The following is a 19,519-nucleotide window of genomic DNA, read 5'->3' as shown; positions in this document are numbered from 1 at the left end:
CTTATGTTTTTATATTATTGCGATCTTGCTTGGCGCAGCATCAAGAAAACCCCCATGTTATCCATGCTAATGGTATTAGCGATTTCAATTGGTATTGGCATTACCATTACCACTTTGAATGTCTATAAAACCATGTCTTATAACCCCGCTGGGGAGCGAAGTGACCAGGTCAATTCAATCCAGTTGTGGAGCCAAGGTTTAGATACTTGGGATGAATACCAGTCAAATATTACCTACAAGGATGTGGTGAATCTTCGTAATAACAATGAATTGTCGGTGAAAGCAGCTTCATATCGTACTGGGCTTGCAATGCAATCTGATAATCAGGACATCGATCCTGTTTTAGAAAGCGTACGTGTTACAGATAGAGATTTTTTCACCATTTTTGAAGTGCCATTTTTATATGGTGATCGCTGGGGGAAAAGCGTTGATAGTCACCCAGCATATCAGGTGGTGATTGGTGAGAAGCTTAATCAAACCTTTTTTGATGGTCAAAATAGTGTGGGTAAAACCATTTATCTCAACCGCAAGCCTTATCAGGTGGTTGGCGTGATTAAAGACTGGAATCCGCAGCCTAAATACTACGACCCGCTTAATGGCGCATTTAATGATGCAGAAGAAATTTTTATTCCTTTTTCGCTGACTGAACAAGAAGAATTTGATGTATGGGGCAATACCAGTGGTTGGAAATTTGAGCCGATGCTGACGCATCAGGATCGCTTAAATTCGGAAAAGACCTGGATTCAGTTTTGGACTTTCCTTGAAACACCAGAGCAAAAATCACAATTACAAAGCTGGTTAGGTCGTTATGTAGAAGAGCAAAGAAACTTTGGTCGCTACACCGATACGGCTAAGTCACCACAAGAATCTGCTCAAATTAGTGATGTTGCCCAGTGGCTTGAAAATAACAATGTGGTACCAAGAGATAACAAAATCTTAGTCGGCCTCAGTGTGCTGTTCTTGAGTGTATGTTTGGTGAATATTCTCGGTTTACTGCTGACTAAGTTCTTAAAACGTGCTCCAGAAGTCGGTGTTCGCCGCGCCATTGGTGCAAGTCGTGCACAAATATTCAGCCAATATATGGTCGAAGTGGGGATTATCGGCTTTATTGGAGGCATTGTTGGACTACTGTGGGCTTGGGGAGCGCTATCGATATTGCATGCAGAATTTAGTATGAAGCAAAGCGTGACTGGACTTGATGCAAGTATGTGGTTTATTACGCCGTTAATTGCTATTTCGACGGCCATTATTGCGGGTATTTATCCTGCTTGGGTCGTGTGCCGCACTAAACCTAGTGTGTATCTAAAAGCGCAATAACGACAAAAGAAAGGAATTCGACATGTTACATATCAAACCTATTTTATCGAGCTTAATGCGCAGCAAAAGTGCCCCAATATTATTGCTACTGCAGATTATTTTATCGGTTGCCATCGTAGCGAATGCCAGCTTTATTATTCATGAGCGTTTAACCATGATGCAGCGCAGTTCGGGCTTAATGGAAGAGCAGATATTGAGCTTTAATGTTTATAACTTTGACCCTGCTATTGATAATGTTCAGCAAAATGTCATCGACCAACAGATACTTCGCGGGTTACCGAACGTGATCCACGCCAGTTCGACTAATATGATGCCACTGAGCGGCAGCGGTTGGATGGACCGTTATGTTGATAGCGCAGATGAAGAGATAGCTGAGAGCATGCCTGGTTTTGCATTGTATTTAGGTAATGAGCATTTACTAAATGTGATGGGCGCAAAGTTAATAGAAGGGCGCAACTTTCGCCCTGAAGAAATTAATACCCAGCTAGATCAAAGCGGCATGGTGGCTATGGTGTCACAACCCTTAGCGAAAGCGTTTTGGGGCGATGAATCACCCGTGGGTAAAACCATGTACCAAGGCAAGCAAACCATTGAAATTATTGGCGTGATAGAAAAACTTCAAGGAGCTTGGGTTAATCATGAAAATTTTGAATACAGTGTGATTCAAAATATTGATTTTGGTGGTGGCTTTAAAAATAAAACCTACATGGTTCGCGCTTTACCTGAGCATATTCCGGCATTGGAAGAAGCGATTGTGAAGGCGTTCCACGCAGAAAACCCGAATCGGGTGATTGATGGGTTCTCGTCATTGCTTGATATGAAGAAAGAGTCTTACAGTAATCATCGTTTAATGGCGACATTATTAAGCATGATGGTGATTTTATTACTGTTAATTACCGCATTAGGATTGACTGGTATGGTGATGTTTAATATTCAACGCCGCACTAAACAGATTGGTACTCGCCGTGCTTTAGGGGCTAAAAAGCGTGATATCGTTAATTACTTTATGGTAGAAAACTATCTCATTTGTATCGCTGGTGGACTGATTGGTGGCTTACTGTCATTGCAATTAGGTCAACAATTGATGAGTTTATATAGCCTACCTATGTTGCCAATAACCTATCCGATAGCAGCTATTGTTGGTTTGTTAGTGGTGACTACGCTAGCGGTGATTATGCCAGCGATGAAAGCAGCAAAAATATCACCTGCGATGGCAACACGTAGCGTGTAGGTGCTGTAAATGCAGGATGTAGCTAAACATTGAAGCTCTGTGTAAAGGTAGTGCTAATAGGTAGTGTTATAAGTCATTAACTCTAACTAGCACTATCTATTGCGGCTTAATATCAGTAACGTTACATAGATAACAAAGGCTCAGAGTGTAAGTTACTAATACAAAAGCTGAACACAAGCCCAAAACATAAAGAGAGAACGAATAAGTCACATGGATAGTATTTTAGTGGTTGATGACAACCATGCTATATGTAGCGCACTGACGCTGATGTTAGACATCCATGGCTATCACGCATTGAGCTGTGAAACGCCAGAACAAGCATTAGATATTGTCGCAAAACAAGATATTAGCCTTGTTATTCAAGATATGAACTTCACTCGTGATACGACGTCAGGTGAAGAGGGTAAGCAACTATTTTATACCTTACGTCAGCAGCAGCCGAATTTACCAATCATTCTTATGACGGCATGGACCCAATTAGAAACGGCAGTAGAGTTAGTTAAAGCTGGTGCTGCTGATTACATGGGTAAGCCATGGGATGATGCTAAGTTACTTACCAGCATCAATAATCTGCTGTCGATTTATCACCTTTCTAAGCACAATAATCAACTGACCCGAGTAGACTCCGATCGCATGAGTGCGATTAATGATGCCGATTTATGCGGTATGGTATTTGGTAGCGGCGCAATGCAGCGCTGTATTGATTTAGCCCTGCAAGTCGCCAAATCAGATGTATCAGTCATGATCACCGGCCCTAATGGTGCCGGTAAAGATAAAATTGCTGATATCGTCCAAGCTAACTCGCTATTGAGTAATAAACCGTTTATTAAAGTGAATATTGGCGCATTGCCAATGGACTTACTGGAAGCCGAATTATTTGGCGCTGAAGCTGGCGCGTTCACTGGCGCAAACAAAGTGCGCATAGGCCGTTTTGAAGCTGCTGATGGTGGCACACTATTTTTGGATGAAATTGGTAACTTGCCATTATCAGGGCAAGTAAAGTTACTGCGCGTGTTGCAAACCGGCGAGTTTGAGCGACTTGGGAGTCACCAAACCCGTAAAGTGAATGTGCGAGTTATTAGCGCAACTAATGCAGATTTAGCCGATGATATTGCCAATGGTCATTTTAGGGAAGATTTGTTTTACCGCTTAAACGTGATTGAATTGCCATTAGCGCCACTTAATCAACGTGTTGATGACATTTTACCTTTGGCGCAGCACTTTGTCGGCAAAGACTTTAGTTTTGATAAGCCAGCACAACAAGCGCTGCTGACTCATGCTTGGTCAGGTAATGTTCGAGAGCTTGAAAACGTCTGCAAAAGAGCTGTGTTATTAACAACGAATGCCACTTTGACCGTGACAGATTTGGGCTTACTACAGACTGCAGAGCAAGGACTGAATTCTGTGGGGACAGTCGCTCCTTCTCCCAATTTTGCAGGAGCACCAAAAGCCGATAAATCAAAAGCGACTGAAATGAATAAAGCCGCCACGGTTGAGCCTGATAAACAGGATATTGAGCAAGCATTAGTGACTTATAATGGGGTCATTGCCAGAGTGGCGAAGTCATTAGGCTTAAGCCGCCAAGCATTGTATCGCCGTATGGATAAATATGGCATTTCGACCAAATAGCACGCTAAATAAACGTCGACTCAAATAACACCGATAAAAGTGAATATGAATGATGAGAAAAACGCTTCTACTACGTAGTAAGTTAGTGCTTGGTAATCTTTTAAGCCTTGCTGTCAGCGGACTATGTGGTTGGAGTATTTGGCTGTCATTTGGGCCAGAGCAATTATGGCTCGCCATTGTGGTCAGTGCGGGTATTTGTTTCTTAATCAGTATGCGACTGACTAGCACTTTAAGTGACAGTTTAAGTGCATTAGAAGTAGGCTTGCTCAACTTTAAAGATAATGAATTTAGTGTGTCTTTGCATGGCTATGGTGAGCCACAACTAGATTCAATTGCTGACTTGTATAACCAAGCATCCGAAAAACTACGTAATGAACGACAGTTCATTTATCAGCGTGAGTTGATGTTAGATAAAGTCATTCAAAACTCGCCAAACATCATGTTGCTGGTGGATGATCAGCAACGAATTATTTATGCCAATGACGCTGCAAGACACTTATTTAACCAAGGTGTCCGAATTGAAGGCATGTTGCTAGCGGAGTTAATTGCAGAATTACCTCGTGCACTCAGACAAGCTTTAGACAGTGAGCATGAAGGACTGTTTTCAATTAATGCTGACACAGCTTCTGAGACGTCTGACGATAGTAATAATGATGATATCAATAATGACGATATTGAAACCTGGCATATTTCGCGGGGGAAATTCAGTCAGAACAATCAGCAACATCATTTAATTTTACTCAAGCAACTGACTAAAGAACTTAATCGCCAAGAAGTGGCAGTATGGAAAAAGGTCATTCGCATTATCAGCCATGAGTTAAACAACTCAGTGGCGCCAATTGCATCTATGGTGAATTCAGGAAGAGTATTAACCAAAAATGTAGAGAACGATAAGTTGGCGTTGATATTCGATACCATTGAAAATCGCACCGCGCATTTAAGCCAATTTATCTCTCATTATGCCGAATTTGCCAAACTGCCTTTACCTCGCAAAGCATTAATAAATTGGGATAATTTTATTGAGCAATTAGCTGCGCAATATCCTTTTGAGTTGTTGTCTGAGTTACCGACATTGGCGATTGAATTAGACTGTGTTCAGCTAGAACAAGTATTAATTAATCTTTTGAAAAATGCCCATGAGTCAGGTGCTGATAAAGATAAGGTCAGTTTACTGATACAAGAGATAAAACACCCTGCAGAGGGGATTATTATTACTGTTGAAGATAACGGCAGCGGTATGTCTAGTGAAGTGCTGTCTCAAGCATTACTGCCGTTTTACTCGACGAAGCAATCTGGCACCGGAATTGGTTTACCTTTGTGCCGAGAAATTGTTGAAGCGCATGGGGGTCATATCACCATGCAAAACCGAACGGAAGGCGGACTTAGCGTTAAGCTATGGTTACCGAAGGAATAGGAAACTAAATGCAACTGGCACAACTGAATATCGCAAAGTGTAAATTCTCTTTGGATGCTCCAGAAATGAAAGACTTTGTTGAGAATCTCGATGACGTTAATGGAATCGCTGAAACCAGTACTGGCTTTGTTTGGCGCCTAATGGATGAGTCAGGTGACGCCACACAAATTCAAGCATTTGATGATTCAAGTCTAATTGTGAATATGTCAGTTTGGGATAATGTTGAAGCTTTAAAAAATTTTATGTTTCGTACCCATCATCGTGATTTTATGCGCCGAAAAACCGAGTGGTTTGAGCGCTTATCAGAAGACAGCTATGTTTTGTGGTGGGTCGAAGAAGGGCATATTCCAGACATTAAAGAAGCAAAAGAGAGGTTAATACACTTAAGAGAAAATAGTGACTCGGCGTACGCTTTTACATTTAAAAGTAACTTTACCGAAAACGATTTAACCTAATTGTTAGCGCTCAAGTACAAGGCAACCCCAGTTTTTACATTGAGCACTAAGTACAAGCACTAAGCGTTAGTCACTAAGCACTAAACATTAGTCACTAAACACTAAACACTAAGCACTAGTTACTAAGAAACAACTAACTCGCGGATAATGCCTTTATCAAACCAAGATTGTAATGTTTGCAGCACCATCATAGGCGCGCTTTGTTCATCATACCATTCCAGCATTAACTCACATTGCTCGGCAAAGTTATTACCTTCAATAAACCCGGTTAACAGCACATATTGACTGTGGTTTAAAGATTCGAATTGGGTGAGTCTTTCTTCATTGCGCCATAGCATCCAATACTTTTGCTGCTGATAAAAAGGTGCATCAGGCGATGTATCAGCCTTTAACGCTTGCCAGCTTTCAACCGCATTACTTTTACAACTAAATAATTGCAGACTTGGATGGAAGCGTAAACAGCAGTTAGGCCAATGCTCAGGTGGTAAATTTTGCAATGTACTGAACTCAGCTCGTGATGACTCAGCAGCATCAAATGCGGCTAATAAAAGTCGCTCAAACTGCGCTAAATCAGCCAATATTGGATATTGACTAAAGAACTCATCGTTACGCAAAAAAAACGCTAAATTATCGCAAAATCTTCGTAGAGATTTTGCCGATGAAGGATGGGCATCAAGGTACTCAGCTGCTAATTTATCGAATAATTCATCGCCTAAATATAAGCCGAGAATTTGATGGTCTGTTTCCATGGTTTCTTTAAGGCGAATTCGATAGGCATTGGCATAAATCTGTAAACGATGATCAGCTGAGATGCCACTTTGTTCAGACACGCGGGCTCTGATATCTACGAAGCGACTGCTTTTAGAATTAGAATCAGCATTTGCTATTGCACTAGATTCTGCACCTGTATTGGCATTTGCGCCAACTAAAAGATATTCCATGAATTCTTGTTGAATTTGCTTCAGTTGACTCATACCGCAACCTTTTTTGTCGGTAACTGATGATGAGTCTGAATAACTGATCCATTATTCAAAGCAGATGCGCTAGTAACTGGTTGAGCTACAGACTGATTAAGAGACTGAGCTTGTGGCTGCGTCATAGGTGCCAAAATTGAGCGTTCAAGGTCGGGATGGCCAGGTAAGGTTAATTGTGCAATTTTTTGCGCTTCTAATAACTCTTGATATAACACAGGAAAGTCAGGAATGTTGGCATCTCGTTCAATCATAGTGCTTACAGGACCAAAGCGTTCTAGGGCTGCTTGATATAAGGTCCACACACTAGGCGGCACATCATGGTCGTGAGTATCAATGACGTACTCGCCATAATCTGAGTGACCTGCTAAGTGAAACTGCTGTACGCGACGTGGATCAATCTTGTTTAGGTAATCCAGCGGATTAAAAAAGTGGTTGCGGGCACTGACATAAATATTATTAATATCTAGCAAGATGAGGCAATCAGCCTCTTCGGCAACTTGCGATAAAAAATCCCATTCATCCATGGTGGAGTCTTTGTATGAAAGGTAACTAGATACATTTTCCAGTAACAGTCTTCTACCTAAAACATCTTGGGCTATTTTTACCCGCTCAGCGACATGTTTAACGGTTTCTTCTGTATAGGGTAGCGGTAATAAATCGTGGCTGTTAACCCCGTGTATAGAAGTCCAGCAAATATGATCTGAAATCCATTTAGGGTTAATGTCATTACTGAGTGTTTTAAGTGACTTTAAGTAATCCATGTCTAACGGATCTGTACTGCCAATCGACATTGAAACCCCATGCATCACAACTGGGTATTGCTCAGCAATGGCTTCGAGGTAATAACGGGGTTTACCGCCTGCAACTAAGTAGTTTTCAGAAAGCACTTCAAACCAGTCAATAGCAGGTTGGTTTTGTAAGATATATTCGAAATGATCGGTGCGTAGCCCTAATCCAAAACCAATGAAGTCTTGAGTGATTTTTGAATCTGACTTTTTCAAATCAAGCTGGTTCGAATTTGGCATCGCGGACTTCCTCGAATTGAACGCTAGTGTTCATTTAGTACTGCATATTTAGTACATCACTTGGGAGTAAAGCACATTAACTGCTTATAACTGATCGCTTGGTAACTAAATTTTTAAGCTGGTTTTTTAAACTAATAGCTTGGCAACTTTTTACGACAGGGGGATGACAGCTACCAAGCCATTAATGAAAAGAAGCGAGTACACTATTTGGTATTATTCGCTGTTTTACTATTAGCCTGCTTTACCGCCGATATCAGCACAAGATTTTGCTGTAGTATTGACGAAACCTGAGCCTTTACAGCTAGCCATTCCACCACAAGCATGGTCAGCACCTTTACAATCGTTATGACCTTTACATACGTTAACGCCATAACAATGGACCAAATCAGCTTTGGTTATTTTACCGACCCAATCATCTTTTACTTTACCACCCACGTCGCCACATGCTTTTGAAGGCATAGCAACAAAGCCAGTGCCTTCACAACTTGCTTGACCCTTACAGGCATTATCAGCGGTACCGCAATCATTGTGACCTTTACACACATTGACGTCATAACAATGGACTAAGTCAGTTTCGCCTGCGGCTAAAGGTGCAGTATTAGATTCTCCAGCCATTGCTTGACCTGATAACCCCGCCATTGCCATTGCAAGTGCTGCACCTGAAAGTGCCGTTTGTGCTTTAGTATTCATGTTAATTCCTTGAAGATTCTTTGATAATAGTTACTTTTTTACTTGCTCAGATTTGAAAGCTTTGATTAGACCGAAGCATTCAAATGAGTTGTAAGTTCAATTAGTGAGAAAGTAGACACTTCCATGCCATTTTTACTTGCTCCTACTGATTAATAGATACTATCCGCGGTTATCTGTCTTAATAGCAGGTATCTATATTGACCGTGAGGTTTGGAGAGATATTTCAAAATAGTTATTAAAAGTTAGTGAGATGTTAACTGGCTTGTTGTGAAAGTCTGTGTTTAATATCTGATTTAAAGCAGATTTTTGGTTAATTAAATTAACTAAAATATATTTTAATATTGGTGTGGAATTCTCAGCTTAAACGCTATTTATTGAGTGGTTATAGGGTTGAGTTTGTTGAGATATGAGCTCGATAATAATTCAATGAGTAAAAGGTTGAGCGACAAAAGTGCTTTTTAATATCATTAAAAGATGATTTACTGTCGGCTAATTGTCCTCTGCAAGCTGGGAAGCATTAATGCAAACTCTACTCATCTGTTTATTCGTCGCAATGTTATTACCTTATTTAGCTAAAGGGCCAGTGGCCGTTGCCATGGCTAAGCTAGGCGGCTATGACAATGCCCATCCTCGAACACAGCAAGCGCAATTAACTGGCTTTGGTGCAAGAGCATTAGCGGGGCATCAAAATGCGTTCGAATCATTGATTATTTTTGGCATTAGCTGTTTGGTTGTAATCGCCACTGACAAGGTTTCTCCATTAGTTTCTACCTTGGCGATTGTGCATGTTATTGCCAGAGTAAGTTATCACTTACTTTACCTAAAAGGAGTCGCGACTATGCGTTCACTTGCTTGGTTTGTGGGGATTTTTAGCGCCTTGGGTATTTTCTTCCAAGCTTTTTAAATTAGTTGTTTAGATGTAAAAAGCGCTTATGTTTCAAGTGAAACGTAAGCGCTTTTTTATTTTGTTGGGTTATATTGAAATCTAGTGCAACAGTTAAGCTTTATTGTTTCATTGAACGCCAGAACATTTCAAAGCTTGCATCACGATGGGTTTTATCATGACCCCATTGCGGGTTGTCTGTGAAATATCGAATAGCCGCAAGGTATTGACCATGGCAATTTTCTAACATCAAGGCTAACGGGAAGTTGGCAATAATATTAAGTTGCTGGCCTTTAGCAATAAGCTCAATAATAAAATGTAAAATGCTGCTCATGGCTTGAGAGCGGATTTCAGCGTCGATCTCAGATGACAGTGAAAATTGTAAGAAAAATCGCTGCTTTATAGGGTGAAGTAATGCCCAATCAATGGCATGTTGCCATAAACGATTAGCGCTATGTCTAAGCGTTGCAGCATTCTCTACATGAAAAGAGTTGACGTCAGCAGACAGTGACTGAGTTGGGTGTAACTCTGTAGAGCCTGTAATGGTGTCATCATTTAGCTGAACAGCTACTTCGTCAGCGGATAATTGCGCCATAGATGCTGTAATTGAGTCAGCAAATTCTTGCTTAACGGCGACGAATAGGTGGTTTAACAGAGCTTCTTTAGTCGGAAAGTGATGAAATAAAGTCCCTGTGGCTACGCCAGACTTTTTAGCGATAGATGCAGTTGAAGTTCCATGGAAACCTTGTTCAACAAAAAGAATCAACGCGGCATCTAAAATCGCCTGTTTTTTGTCAGTTTTGGCCAACTTCACTGTATTTTCCATTAGTTACCTATTTTTTATTTGAAATACTCAAGAGTATGTACAAGCCTAGTTAGGATAGTATTTTCCATACTTTCAACGATTGAGCCAGATATCAAAGGATTAAATGGCTCATCTCGTCTGATAAGAGCTTATATAAGAGCTTATATAAGGGCTTGTATAAGGACTTATATAACGGCTTAGCGCAAAAACATCTTCATTAATAATGCCTGGATTTTTGTGCCATATGGCGGGTGTACAAATATGCCAGAATTAAACTTTCCGCTTTTTAGTACTGTTTTAGCATGACTAAAGGTTAAGAAGCCTTCTTTGCCGTGATAATGCCCCATGCCAGAAGGACCAATACCACCAAATGGTGCATCATCAGCAGCAACATGGAATACGGTTTCGTTAATACAAACGCCGCCAGAGTGAGTATGCTGAATAATGCGCTGCTGAGTAGCACTGTCGAAACTCATGATATAAAGCGCTAAAGGACGTTCATTTTCATTAATGTAACCAATGGCTTTGTCGATATTTTGATAACTAATAATAGGCAACAGTGGCCCAAATATCTCTTCTTGCATAACTGTCATATCATCGCTTGTTGCGGTGATAAGTTGAGTCGGTAATTTACGAATATTAGCGTCAATTTCGTAATCAGCGGCTGGCTGAATGTTAGCGCCTTTTTGTTTTGCATCTTCTAGTACGGCCAGTAAACGGGAGTACTGACGTTCATTGATGACATTACCGTAATCTGGATTGCTGGCGAAGTCAGGGTACATTTTGTTGAATCGTTTTTTATATTCACTAATGAATTCATCGACTTTATCTTCAGGACATAAAATGTAATCTGGTGCGACACAGATTTGACCTGCATTTAAACACTTACCATAAATTAGCCGCTCAACAGCGGTTGGAATATCAATATCTGGGGCGATAACTACCGGCGACTTACCACCAAGTTCTAAAGTGACAGGAGTGAGATTGTCAGCGGCAGAGCGCATCACATGACGGCCCACTGTGGTAGAGCCAGTAAATAATAAATGGTCAAACGGCAGGGCAGAAAATTGAGCTGCAATATCTGCTTCGCCTTCAACTACCGCTACTTCGTTTTGATCAAATATTCCAGCCAATAAAGAAATTAATACTTGGTTAGTGGCAGGGGTAAATTCTGACATTTTCAGCATTGCGCGGTTACCTGCTGCAATGGCGGTAATCAATGGCCCCACAGCCAACATTACTGGGAAGTTCCACGGCACAATAATACCGACGACACCTAGAGGCTGATAGTGAACCGTCACTGAAGAGGGGGCGAGTAACAATCCTGCATGACGCTTATTTGGCTTCATCCAAGACTTAAGGTTTTTTAGCGAATAATTAATATTGTTAATGCACGGCATTATATCGGAAATCATGGTGTCATTACTTGAGCGGTGGCCGTAATCAGTGGCTAAGGCTGTAACAAACTGGTCACTGTGATCCAGTAAAGCTTGTTTAAGCTTTTTCAATTTATCGATACGAGTTTGATAGCTAGGAGCGGGCATAGAAAGGTAGGCACTGCGTTGCAACTCAAGTAACTGCTGCAAAGGTGTTAGCTGATTGTCATTGACTGCCATATTCATAAATACTCCTAGCATTATTGTGAGTGGGTAATCTTAATAGATAAATGCAAGTGGATTCGTTTCGCAAATGGCGGTATATAATTCACTCGACTGATTAGTCGGTTTACTATGGCTTAGTATTAATCAAATGGCAAGTAGTTTGAAAGTTTGCGCTGTATCAAGGAGGACTTTTTCTATCTGCACTACACTTTTTATTAGGGGCTATAAGGGAACTATAAAGTAAATATTAGGGGCATATTAGGGAAATTCGAGTGAACTAAAAGTGAGTTTTTAGTGGGGCTATAGTGGGTTTGTTGTGAGGTGTTTGAGTATAAGCTCACCAAATCAGCACAATAGTTTTATCCTGTTATCAGTGCAATTATTAAGCATAAATTAAAAAAAGCTTGGTATATTAACTCTTAGGATATGCAAACCTTGGTATGTACAAACGTTAGTACATTCAATAGTGGGTGCATTCAATAGTTAGTAAATTTAATAAGAGTATCGTTAACCTGATAAAGGTTAAGCAGTATCGGTAGCAACGAGTTATCTGAATAAAATAGATGAATCATTTGTTTTTCAATCTGCAGGAGGGAATCACTATGCGTACACGTAATATTTTATGGCCGACAGACTTTTCTGAAACAGCTTCTCACGCCTTACGCTATGCCATCGAAATGGCCAATTTATATCAAGTTGGGATCCGCATCTTACATGTCGTCGATCAGCCTTTGGGTGATGAGAACTACATGATTCTAGCCATCACTCCAGAAGAGCTGGCTAAAAGTATGGAAGATGCTGCTGCAGATAAAATGCGCAGTTTATTAGCTGAGCTGAACACAGAACTTCCAATCGAAACCTTGATTAGACGCGGCGATGCAATTGAAGAGATTGTTGCAGAAGCGAACAGCGGTGATATTGGTATGGTGGTAATTGCCAGCCATGGAAGGACTGGGCTGGCTCACTTTTTACATGATAATGTTGCAGAAGAAGTAGCTAACCAAGCTGACTGTCCAGTCTTAGTGGTTAAATAACTTATATAGCAGTAATGCATGCTTAACTGGATTGAGCTATCAACAGTGACGATAACGATAGCTCAGTAGCCACTCTTTTACGCTTGCTCATTGCATGAGCTTATGACGTTAACTTATGACGTTAGCTTATGGGCTATCAAATTTGAATACTTCCTCTGAACGCATCTTGTGAAGAGCTTTTTTAAAGACTTTTTTGAATCTCTCTTTTAAAGAACTTTCTTAAAGAACTTTCTTAAAGAACTTTCTTAAAGAACTTTCTTAAAGAACTTCCTTAAAGTTAATTGTTCACGGACTCAGTTTATAGCTGTCATCTTGTTGATATCAGTTTTACAAATTGTGTGAATACCGTTGTTAAATCCAATTGTTTGAATCAGTTTTAGTGCGAGCCATAGCTTGTTCAGCAATGAAGTGGGCATCTTGTTGCTTTATGTAGGGTAAAGTTAAGCTACCACTTGCAAGCCCCAGCGTTATATATGCATAGCCTTTTTTATTTTGGGCTTGTGTTTGAGTTATAGCGACATGCTGTACTTTATTAAATGGGATTCTTTTCCAGTTACGACTAAACAATCCGCTGTGTTGCCACACAACATCATCTTCGATGACATAACCCCATTGCTTATATCTTAAAAAAGTTAATCCCATAATAACCAAGGCAAGCAACCATGCAATTTCAGTTATAACGGTAATACCTTCAATTGTTGTTAATATCGCTGCTGGTAGGAAAGCAATAAACCCACGTCGAGTAAACCAAGTAAAAGCAATACCTTGGTAACGTTTCGGTATGCTAGTGCTGCCACCTGCGAGTTCGGATATCTTACCTAAAGCAGGCACTATTTCAGCTGTTTTTATACTGGGTATTAGCATATGTTGCGCCGCTTTTTGTTCGACTTCCTGACCTTTTACTTGTTTAAGGTAAAGTGTCCAAACGCCAAAAAGTCTAGCAAGTACAGGTTGGCTAAAATGTAATAGTTGCACGCGTTTAATTGCTAATGCATCTTGCTGGTGGGATATAACCCCACCACTTCGTTGCAAGGTTTGCTGCCTTTTATCTAAGCGGTAAGGGTAATACTTTAGTACTGCAGCTAAAATGGATATCAGTGAAAACAAGCAATAAATAGCGAGGAATATGAGTACTCCACTGGCAACTTGCAGTGCAACGCTTTCTCCACTAAAGCTAACTACCGAGCTCCAAAACTGTTGAATAAAAGGAATTTCAGCAATATCTTCCCAGTTAACTTGCCCTAAAATAGGCCCTGCAATAACAGCTAACCATATTAAATTGTTTTGGTAAAAACCAAATTGAATTAACTGCTTTAAATTACGCTTAACCACAAGGGTGATGGCGGGCGAAGTTTGCTGCTTGTCGATGCTTAACTCAGTACTTAACTCAGTACTTAACTCAGCACTATGATCAACCTTGGTTGTATCGGTTTGGCTTGTGTTCTGCAGCGGCTCTGCAGTGAGTTGTAATAACTGTTGTTTGATTAGGTTAGCATCATCTGCATTTAGTGCTGCTAAGTGGGCTTCATCATCTTTTGAACCTGCGGTTTCAATGACCAGAGTGCCTAACTTTAAGGGTTTAAAATAAAAAGGTTGTTCAAAACGAATATTTTGGATTTTGTTAAATGGGATTTCGTCTTTGCGGGTAAACAGTAAACCTCGTTTAATATTAAGCTGCTGATCATTGAGCTTAAATCGATATTTTCGCCATTGAATAAATGCAAACACACTCAACAAGGTCACCATGATTAAGGCTGCAATTAAACCTAGTTGTAGATTAAAACCATTCTTCCAACCCGCAAATACTATCGGAATAATGGCGTAGCCATTGGATAAAATCGCTTTTGCTGTACCAAAGCTAAAGCTAAGCATTGACCATGGGGAAAGTGACTGCCATTGACAGAAATTTTGCTGCTTTTCTAACCCTTCAGAATCTTGAGTCTCATTATGCTCAATCATTATGTGTATCACCGCTAACGCCGTTATCGGCAACTTGCTTTGCTTGATGTGAAGTCGCTTTATTCAACAAGTGTTGCCTTAGGTGTTCAGCGGTAGTGAACAATAAACCGGGGAGATAAATCTCTGCGGCGCCGCTGCCAGCACTAAAACACTTTAATGTTGCCAATGAAAACCTTCTTTGTAGCGGGTTCTGCGACAAACTTACATGCTGCAGTCGAGTAAAAGGCAAGGTTGTCGTTGTAACCCACCATAGGCCTTTTCGTACGATTAATTCATGCTCAAGCACACCGTAGCTAAGGTTCTTTGCTGCTTTAAACTGAATATATATGGTAATAAAACCAAGCAACCCCATCACTGAAGCTACTTTTAATGAAACGGATAAACCTGCTTCTTCTTTAATGTTCATGATAAACATCACTGCGGCAATAATGATGCACACTAAGCCAGCGGTTTGTAAGGCTATTTGCTTGGGATAGTTTTTATCGACAGGTATTAATGATAACTCTGTGTAAGGTGTCCATTGTGGCTCCATTAACAAGGTTTTATCAGTAGGCATAACAATGTGTTCAGCGAGCATGTCTTCATCTTTTTCAGATGGAACCTGTTCAGATATAAAATCCGCTGACTCATTGTATTGTGAATCATCAGGCTTTGAAGATGTTGGCATATCAGACTTTGAAGTCATTAATTATCCTTATTACGATATTGAGCTATTAAACTTAATTTCTTGCATGAGAGAAAAGCCGTTAATAGAAGCCATTAAGTTCAAAAGTGCTTTCTAATCAATGCTCAATCTATTACTTTGTTTATATCTAAGCATGGAAAGTATAAAAATGGAAAATGTAACTATAAAATGGAAAGTGTAACTATGGAATCTTCAAATCATTCAGCCGTTAAAGATACTGCGATATCACAACCTATCACCAAAGCGCATAAAGCTTTTTTACGTAAGCTGCTTCTATGTTTTTTAATCCATCAACAGCAACATAATTTATTATCGTTACATCAATTGACTAAAATGCCGCGAAGAACCATTCAAGATACGTTAGCTGCCATGTTAGATATCGGCGTTCAGATCAAGTTTGTACAAGACGGTGAACGACACAATGCTGGCTATTATCAATTGCAAGATTGGGGACCCATTGATCATCAGTGGATTGAATCCAACCTAAATGACATTTATCACAATCTCGACATTGACTTGGGATAGCATTAATAAATTAGCCCACTACTCTATTGGTATCTGGCGATAGACCGCCACAAATTTGATTACGCCCTGAGCGTTTAGCTTGATATAAATGTTTGTCAGCGACTTCGATAAGTGTGGGCAGTTGGTTAATGGCACTACAGCTGGTCACAATGCCGATACTGGCGGTAACAGTAACTTTGTGCTGCATTTGGGTGAATTGTAACTTGCCAATATTTTCGCACAGTCTTGCAGCTAGGATGTTAGCTTCTTGCTCTTGTGTATGGGGTAAGAAAATAATGAACTCCTCACCGCCCCAGCGGGCTAATACATCATCTTTTCGAAGTGTGTCTCTAATTAATGCCGCCACTTTAACCAATACCTCATCGCCAAAGTTATGTCCGTAAGTATCGTTAATGCCTTTAAAGCGATCTATGTCGATCATTAAAATTGAAGCTGACTTTTGAATCTGCTCTTCAGTAAACATAGGTTCAACTAATTGATAAAAGGCACGGCGATTGTTGAGGCGAGTAAGCGGATCCATGTTAGCCATTTTTTCTGCAATGGTTTTTTCGTTCTCAACACGTCTGAATCGTTCGGTCAAAGCCAGAGCCAGCAATAACACATCAATAAATACGCCCACTTCAGCAGCCCGATAAGTGAATTGGTTGAATGGAATATAATTCCACACGGCTAAACAAGTTATTGCGACACCTACCATTGATGAGATAGAAGCAATTAAGAAAAACCTTGCAGAAATATTGCCAAAGTTAAGCGACAGTATGCCTAGAACAATCATTAACCCGCTAAATAGCAGCATAAGATCGAAGGCTAATATTAATCCTAATACTCTATCTTGTAGCAGCACAGCCATTAGCATTAAAGCAGGGAAGATGACACACAAGCTTTTTAAAATGCGATTGAGGGTTGGCAGCTGATATTTGAGTCGTAAAAAATGGCAGGCGAATAAGATACCACTGGTACAAAAGGTCACCATAAGCAATGGGATCGACCATTGTTGCCATAATGGCGAGTTAGGCCATAACCATGAAGAGCCGTGACCACTGTAGGCAAAGTTTACTAATAAGAAGTTGAATAAGTATAGGCAGTAAAATAAATAACTTTTGATTCTTAACCCCAAGAAAAGAATGAAATTATAAATCAGCAATGCGGTTATCGCGCCATAAAGAAACCCATAGCTATAATGATTAAACGCACTTTTTTGCGCCATTTCAGTCTGATCAAACAAGTAAACAGGAATAACCATCGGGTCTGGTGTCTGCACTCTGATGAGCACGTGGGTTTTACCGGGTGGATAAAGGTAATTGAAATTAAAACTCGGTTGCATTGAGGGTTGTTGGTAGAAAAGAGATAAGTCGCCTTGGTGTTCAAAGTGGACTATTTTGCCTTCTTCTAGCCAGAATGCGCTGATTTCATCGAGCCAAAAGTTATCAACATGCAGAATTCTAGTAACGGGGGCTAAGGTGTCGTTGTCTATAATTAGACTAAGCCAAACGGGACTAGCATTGATTCCGTAATTACTAGTGCTTTGGTTGACGGGGGTAAATTGGCCATTTTTAAAGAGTTCGTATGCTTGCGAAGCATTAAGCCTATCTTGTTCTACAAAATGCGAGAGGGAATATCCAATGGGATCGGGATGTTTTTCAGAAACGTACAACACTTCTGCTTGAACTGGATTACAGCTCAACCAAAAAAGTAAACTAACAGCGAGTGTTAATATCCATTTCATAAGTTCGATAAAATACCGTTATTTATCTTGTTAAGGCTGTAAATCCATACTCTAGCAAAAGCAACTTTTTGAAGCTGAAGCTAGAGGAGGTGTGTTAGCACTCGAGCGGATAAGTGCTTTAACTGATTTTAGATTCTCATACTATAACGAGGCTGAATATTATAAATATGTAAAAATATTTATTTATACAGTAAAGAATTAGCCACAAAGATGAGGTTGTCAAAGATTAAAGGCATTATAAATCAAAGGGTAAATATTTAATGAAGCAATTAGGCTTGGGGTTAATGATAGAAGAAGAGGGAATAAATGTCAGTCGTAAGGCTGAACAGAACAGCGCGCCAGTGACTTTGATTAAAGGCTTTTTAAATCATGATGAGCAAGCGCGACTAGTAAAAGAATCATTAACGTATCCATTCGAAAAACCAGTCATTACCGTATTTGGAAAGCAATATCCTATCCCTAGAAGCCAAGTTTGGTTTGCAGATTGTGGTTGTGCTTATAAATATTCATCATTACTGGTTACGCCCACAGCTTGGCCTCAAGGTTTGATGGATTTAAGAGTGCGGTTAGGTAAGGAATTAAATATAGAATCTAATGGGGTATTGGTTAATCACTACCTAAATGGCTTTGACAGCATGGGCTGGCATAGTGATGATGAGCCTGAAATTGAACCTAACAGTGATATTATATCGATCAGTTTAGGGGCAACACGTACTTTTATGCTTAGGAATAAACAGACACATGCAAAGCAAGCATTTGAATTAGAGTCTGGAGACTTGCTAATCATGCATGGTGATATGCAGCAAAATTGGCAGCACAGCGTACCAAAAAGAATGAAAGTGTTAGAGCCTAGAATCAATTTGACCTTCCGAAAGTTAATTGTTGGTTTTCATGAATAATTTTCAACTTGATTAAATGGGGTGAAAAGCGAGCAAGTTTGCACTGTAACAATTTTTTGCCAAACAGATCTTATTGGCTAAAAGTCGGTTTGATTTTTAAAAAATTAAACAGTAGTCTTCAGACTTTCAGATGTCGATAAAAAGAGTTCGTTATGTCAGTTGAACAAGTGATAACCCAAAAACTGAACCAGTCTTTTAGCCCCATCCATCTTGACGTGCTTAATGAAAGCAATCGTCACCATGTGCCACCAAACTCAGAGACTCATTTTAAAGTCGTAGTCGTCAGTAACGAGTTTGAATCACAGCGTCTAATCTCACGTCACCGCGCTGTTAACGGTGTTTTGGCTGAAGAATTGGCTAATGGTGTTCACGCATTATCGATTAATGCTTACACTCAAGAAGAGTGGAAAGCGCTTGATGCAGTGCCTAAAACGCCAAACTGTAAAGGTTAATGTTTTATCTGTTAAAGGCAGAAAAAACATTAACTTTAATAGCTTAACCCTTATCTAAAACCTCATGTCTCAATGGGGTTTTTTATTGTCTAAAATTCGTATCAATGTCTATTTTACTTTGAGTCTAAATACATTTTATTGTGTAGAGTAAAGCGGCAACTTCTCCTATTAATTTGCTTATGTCATCGACTTGTCATTTTGTGCTGATAATCATG

18 protein-coding genes are annotated in these 19,519 nt (G+C 40.0%); 10 read left to right on the top strand and 8 right to left on the bottom strand.

What is annotated here, in order from left to right; all coding sequences use genetic code 11:
• Nucleotides 1-3: 3 nt before the first annotated feature.
• From AC0L4E_RS14515 to AC0L4E_RS14495, 5 genes are all read left to right on the top strand, one after another.
• Entirely contained in the window at nucleotides 4-1,317 is a 1,314-nt protein-coding gene (locus AC0L4E_RS14515) for an ABC transporter permease (RefSeq protein ID WP_473679763.1), read from the top strand.
• A 22-nt stretch (nucleotides 1,318-1,339) separates the two neighbouring features.
• Complete coding sequence (locus tag AC0L4E_RS14510) at nucleotides 1,340-2,548, top strand: FtsX-like permease family protein (RefSeq protein ID WP_473679762.1); 1,209 nt, start codon at nucleotides 1,340-1,342, stop codon at nucleotides 2,546-2,548.
• Between the two features lie 210 nt (nucleotides 2,549-2,758).
• Entirely contained in the window at nucleotides 2,759-4,177 is a 1,419-nt protein-coding gene (locus tag AC0L4E_RS14505) for a sigma-54-dependent transcriptional regulator (protein ID WP_473679761.1), read from the top strand.
• 49 nt (nucleotides 4,178-4,226) lie between these two features.
• Entirely contained in the window at nucleotides 4,227-5,591 is a 1,365-nt protein-coding gene (locus AC0L4E_RS14500; RefSeq protein ID WP_473679760.1) for a sensor histidine kinase, read from the top strand.
• Nucleotides 5,592-5,599: 8 nt separating this feature from the next.
• The gene (locus tag AC0L4E_RS14495) at nucleotides 5,600-6,046 is read left to right on the top strand and encodes a DUF3291 domain-containing protein (RefSeq protein ID WP_473679759.1); all 447 of its coding nucleotides are present in this window, start codon (nucleotides 5,600-5,602) and stop codon (nucleotides 6,044-6,046) included.
• Nucleotides 6,047-6,168: 122 nt separating this feature from the next.
• Here the strand turns inward: AC0L4E_RS14495 and AC0L4E_RS14490 are convergent, their stop codons facing one another.
• The 3 genes from AC0L4E_RS14490 to bufA2 all read right to left on the bottom strand — a co-directional run bounded on the left by AC0L4E_RS14490 (nucleotide 6,169) and on the right by bufA2 (nucleotide 8,735).
• On the bottom strand, nucleotides 6,169-7,020 hold the full coding sequence (locus AC0L4E_RS14490; RefSeq protein WP_473679758.1) for an HvfC/BufC family peptide modification chaperone: 852 nt from the start codon (nucleotides 7,018-7,020) through the stop codon (nucleotides 6,169-6,171).
• Entirely contained in the window at nucleotides 7,017-8,045 is a 1,029-nt protein-coding gene (bufB, locus tag AC0L4E_RS14485; protein ID WP_473679757.1) for an MNIO family bufferin maturase, read from the bottom strand. The genes AC0L4E_RS14490 and bufB overlap by 4 nt, the downstream gene beginning before the upstream one ends.
• Before the next feature lie 231 nt (nucleotides 8,046-8,276).
• Complete coding sequence (gene bufA2 / locus AC0L4E_RS14480; protein ID WP_473679756.1) at nucleotides 8,277-8,735, bottom strand: BufA2 family periplasmic bufferin-type metallophore; 459 nt, start codon at nucleotides 8,733-8,735, stop codon at nucleotides 8,277-8,279.
• Nucleotides 8,736-9,255: 520 nt separating this feature from the next.
• Here bufA2 and AC0L4E_RS14475 point away from each other — a divergent pair.
• Nucleotides 9,256-9,639 carry an MAPEG family protein gene (locus AC0L4E_RS14475; protein ID WP_473679755.1) on the top strand — a complete coding sequence of 128 codons (384 nt, stop codon included), beginning with the start codon at nucleotides 9,256-9,258 and terminating at the stop codon, nucleotides 9,637-9,639.
• A 100-nt stretch (nucleotides 9,640-9,739) separates the two neighbouring features.
• On the opposite strand, the gene AC0L4E_RS14470 is transcribed toward AC0L4E_RS14475, so the two are convergent.
• Together AC0L4E_RS14470 and AC0L4E_RS14465 are read right to left on the bottom strand one after the other, a co-directional pair.
• Nucleotides 9,740-10,432, bottom strand: coding sequence for a TetR/AcrR family transcriptional regulator (locus tag AC0L4E_RS14470; RefSeq protein ID WP_473679754.1), 693 nt, complete (start codon nucleotides 10,430-10,432; stop codon nucleotides 9,740-9,742).
• A gap of 188 nt (nucleotides 10,433-10,620) precedes the next feature.
• Nucleotides 10,621-12,045, bottom strand: coding sequence for a coniferyl aldehyde dehydrogenase (locus AC0L4E_RS14465; protein ID WP_473679753.1), 1,425 nt, complete (start codon nucleotides 12,043-12,045; stop codon nucleotides 10,621-10,623).
• 581 nt (nucleotides 12,046-12,626) lie between these two features.
• Between AC0L4E_RS14465 and AC0L4E_RS14460 the strand changes: the two genes are divergently transcribed.
• Complete coding sequence (locus tag AC0L4E_RS14460; RefSeq protein WP_473679752.1) at nucleotides 12,627-13,058, top strand: universal stress protein; 432 nt, start codon at nucleotides 12,627-12,629, stop codon at nucleotides 13,056-13,058.
• A gap of 351 nt (nucleotides 13,059-13,409) precedes the next feature.
• Here AC0L4E_RS14460 and AC0L4E_RS14455 read toward each other — a convergent pair whose 3' ends face one another.
• Both AC0L4E_RS14455 and AC0L4E_RS14450 read right to left on the bottom strand, forming a co-directional pair.
• Complete coding sequence (locus AC0L4E_RS14455) at nucleotides 13,410-15,017, bottom strand: PH domain-containing protein (RefSeq protein ID WP_473679751.1); 1,608 nt, start codon at nucleotides 15,015-15,017, stop codon at nucleotides 13,410-13,412.
• Nucleotides 15,010-15,702, bottom strand: a complete 693-nt coding sequence (locus AC0L4E_RS14450) for a PH domain-containing protein (RefSeq protein ID WP_473679750.1) — start codon at nucleotides 15,700-15,702, stop codon at nucleotides 15,010-15,012. Before AC0L4E_RS14450 ends, AC0L4E_RS14455 begins: the two co-directional genes overlap by 8 nt.
• Before the next feature lie 183 nt (nucleotides 15,703-15,885).
• On the opposite strand from AC0L4E_RS14450, the gene AC0L4E_RS14445 reads away from it, so the two are divergent.
• Nucleotides 15,886-16,227, top strand: a complete 342-nt coding sequence (locus AC0L4E_RS14445) for a helix-turn-helix domain-containing protein (RefSeq protein ID WP_473679749.1) — start codon at nucleotides 15,886-15,888, stop codon at nucleotides 16,225-16,227.
• A 10-nt stretch (nucleotides 16,228-16,237) separates the two neighbouring features.
• On the opposite strand, the gene AC0L4E_RS14440 is transcribed toward AC0L4E_RS14445, so the two are convergent.
• Nucleotides 16,238-17,953, bottom strand: coding sequence for a sensor domain-containing diguanylate cyclase (locus tag AC0L4E_RS14440; RefSeq protein WP_473679748.1), 1,716 nt, complete (start codon nucleotides 17,951-17,953; stop codon nucleotides 16,238-16,240).
• A gap of 260 nt (nucleotides 17,954-18,213) precedes the next feature.
• Between AC0L4E_RS14440 and AC0L4E_RS14435 the strand changes: the two genes are divergently transcribed.
• Complete coding sequence (locus AC0L4E_RS14435) at nucleotides 18,214-18,852, top strand: alpha-ketoglutarate-dependent dioxygenase AlkB family protein (RefSeq protein WP_473679747.1); 639 nt, start codon at nucleotides 18,214-18,216, stop codon at nucleotides 18,850-18,852.
• A gap of 152 nt (nucleotides 18,853-19,004) precedes the next feature.
• On the top strand, nucleotides 19,005-19,304 hold the full coding sequence (locus AC0L4E_RS14430; protein ID WP_473679746.1) for a BolA family protein: 300 nt from the start codon (nucleotides 19,005-19,007) through the stop codon (nucleotides 19,302-19,304).
• Nucleotides 19,305-19,519: the final 215 nt, after the last annotated feature.

It is taken from the genome of Shewanella sp. GJ50-10 (genome assembly GCF_055808815.1).
The sequence above is the reverse complement of the archived record's forward strand: the minus strand, read 5'-3'. Positions and strand labels throughout refer to the sequence as shown.

Coding starts and splice junctions, on each gene's coding strand:
- AC0L4E_RS14455 (WP_473679751.1), bottom strand. CDS start 15,017: ATGATTGAGCATAATGAGACTCAAGATTCTGAAGGGTTAGAAAAGCAG.
- AC0L4E_RS14450 (WP_473679750.1), bottom strand. CDS start 15,702: ATGACTTCAAAGTCTGATATGCCAACATCTTCAAAGCCTGATGATTCA.
- AC0L4E_RS14490 (WP_473679758.1), bottom strand. CDS start 7,020: ATGAGTCAACTGAAGCAAATTCAACAAGAATTCATGGAATATCTTTTA.
- AC0L4E_RS14500 (WP_473679760.1), top strand. CDS start 4,227: ATGATGAGAAAAACGCTTCTACTACGTAGTAAGTTAGTGCTTGGTAAT.
- AC0L4E_RS14515 (WP_473679763.1), top strand. CDS start 4: ATGTTTTTATATTATTGCGATCTTGCTTGGCGCAGCATCAAGAAAACC.
- AC0L4E_RS14440 (WP_473679748.1), bottom strand. CDS start 17,953: ATGAAATGGATATTAACACTCGCTGTTAGTTTACTTTTTTGGTTGAGC.
- bufB (WP_473679757.1), bottom strand. CDS start 8,045: ATGCCAAATTCGAACCAGCTTGATTTGAAAAAGTCAGATTCAAAAATC.
- AC0L4E_RS14465 (WP_473679753.1), bottom strand. CDS start 12,045: ATGAATATGGCAGTCAATGACAATCAGCTAACACCTTTGCAGCAGTTA.
- bufA2 (WP_473679756.1), bottom strand. CDS start 8,735: ATGAATACTAAAGCACAAACGGCACTTTCAGGTGCAGCACTTGCAATG.
- AC0L4E_RS14475 (WP_473679755.1), top strand. CDS start 9,256: ATGCAAACTCTACTCATCTGTTTATTCGTCGCAATGTTATTACCTTAT.
- AC0L4E_RS14435 (WP_473679747.1), top strand. CDS start 18,214: ATGAAGCAATTAGGCTTGGGGTTAATGATAGAAGAAGAGGGAATAAAT.
- AC0L4E_RS14505 (WP_473679761.1), top strand. CDS start 2,759: ATGGATAGTATTTTAGTGGTTGATGACAACCATGCTATATGTAGCGCA.
- AC0L4E_RS14460 (WP_473679752.1), top strand. CDS start 12,627: ATGCGTACACGTAATATTTTATGGCCGACAGACTTTTCTGAAACAGCT.
- AC0L4E_RS14430 (WP_473679746.1), top strand. CDS start 19,005: ATGTCAGTTGAACAAGTGATAACCCAAAAACTGAACCAGTCTTTTAGC.
- AC0L4E_RS14510 (WP_473679762.1), top strand. CDS start 1,340: ATGTTACATATCAAACCTATTTTATCGAGCTTAATGCGCAGCAAAAGT.
- AC0L4E_RS14445 (WP_473679749.1), top strand. CDS start 15,886: ATGGAATCTTCAAATCATTCAGCCGTTAAAGATACTGCGATATCACAA.
- AC0L4E_RS14495 (WP_473679759.1), top strand. CDS start 5,600: ATGCAACTGGCACAACTGAATATCGCAAAGTGTAAATTCTCTTTGGAT.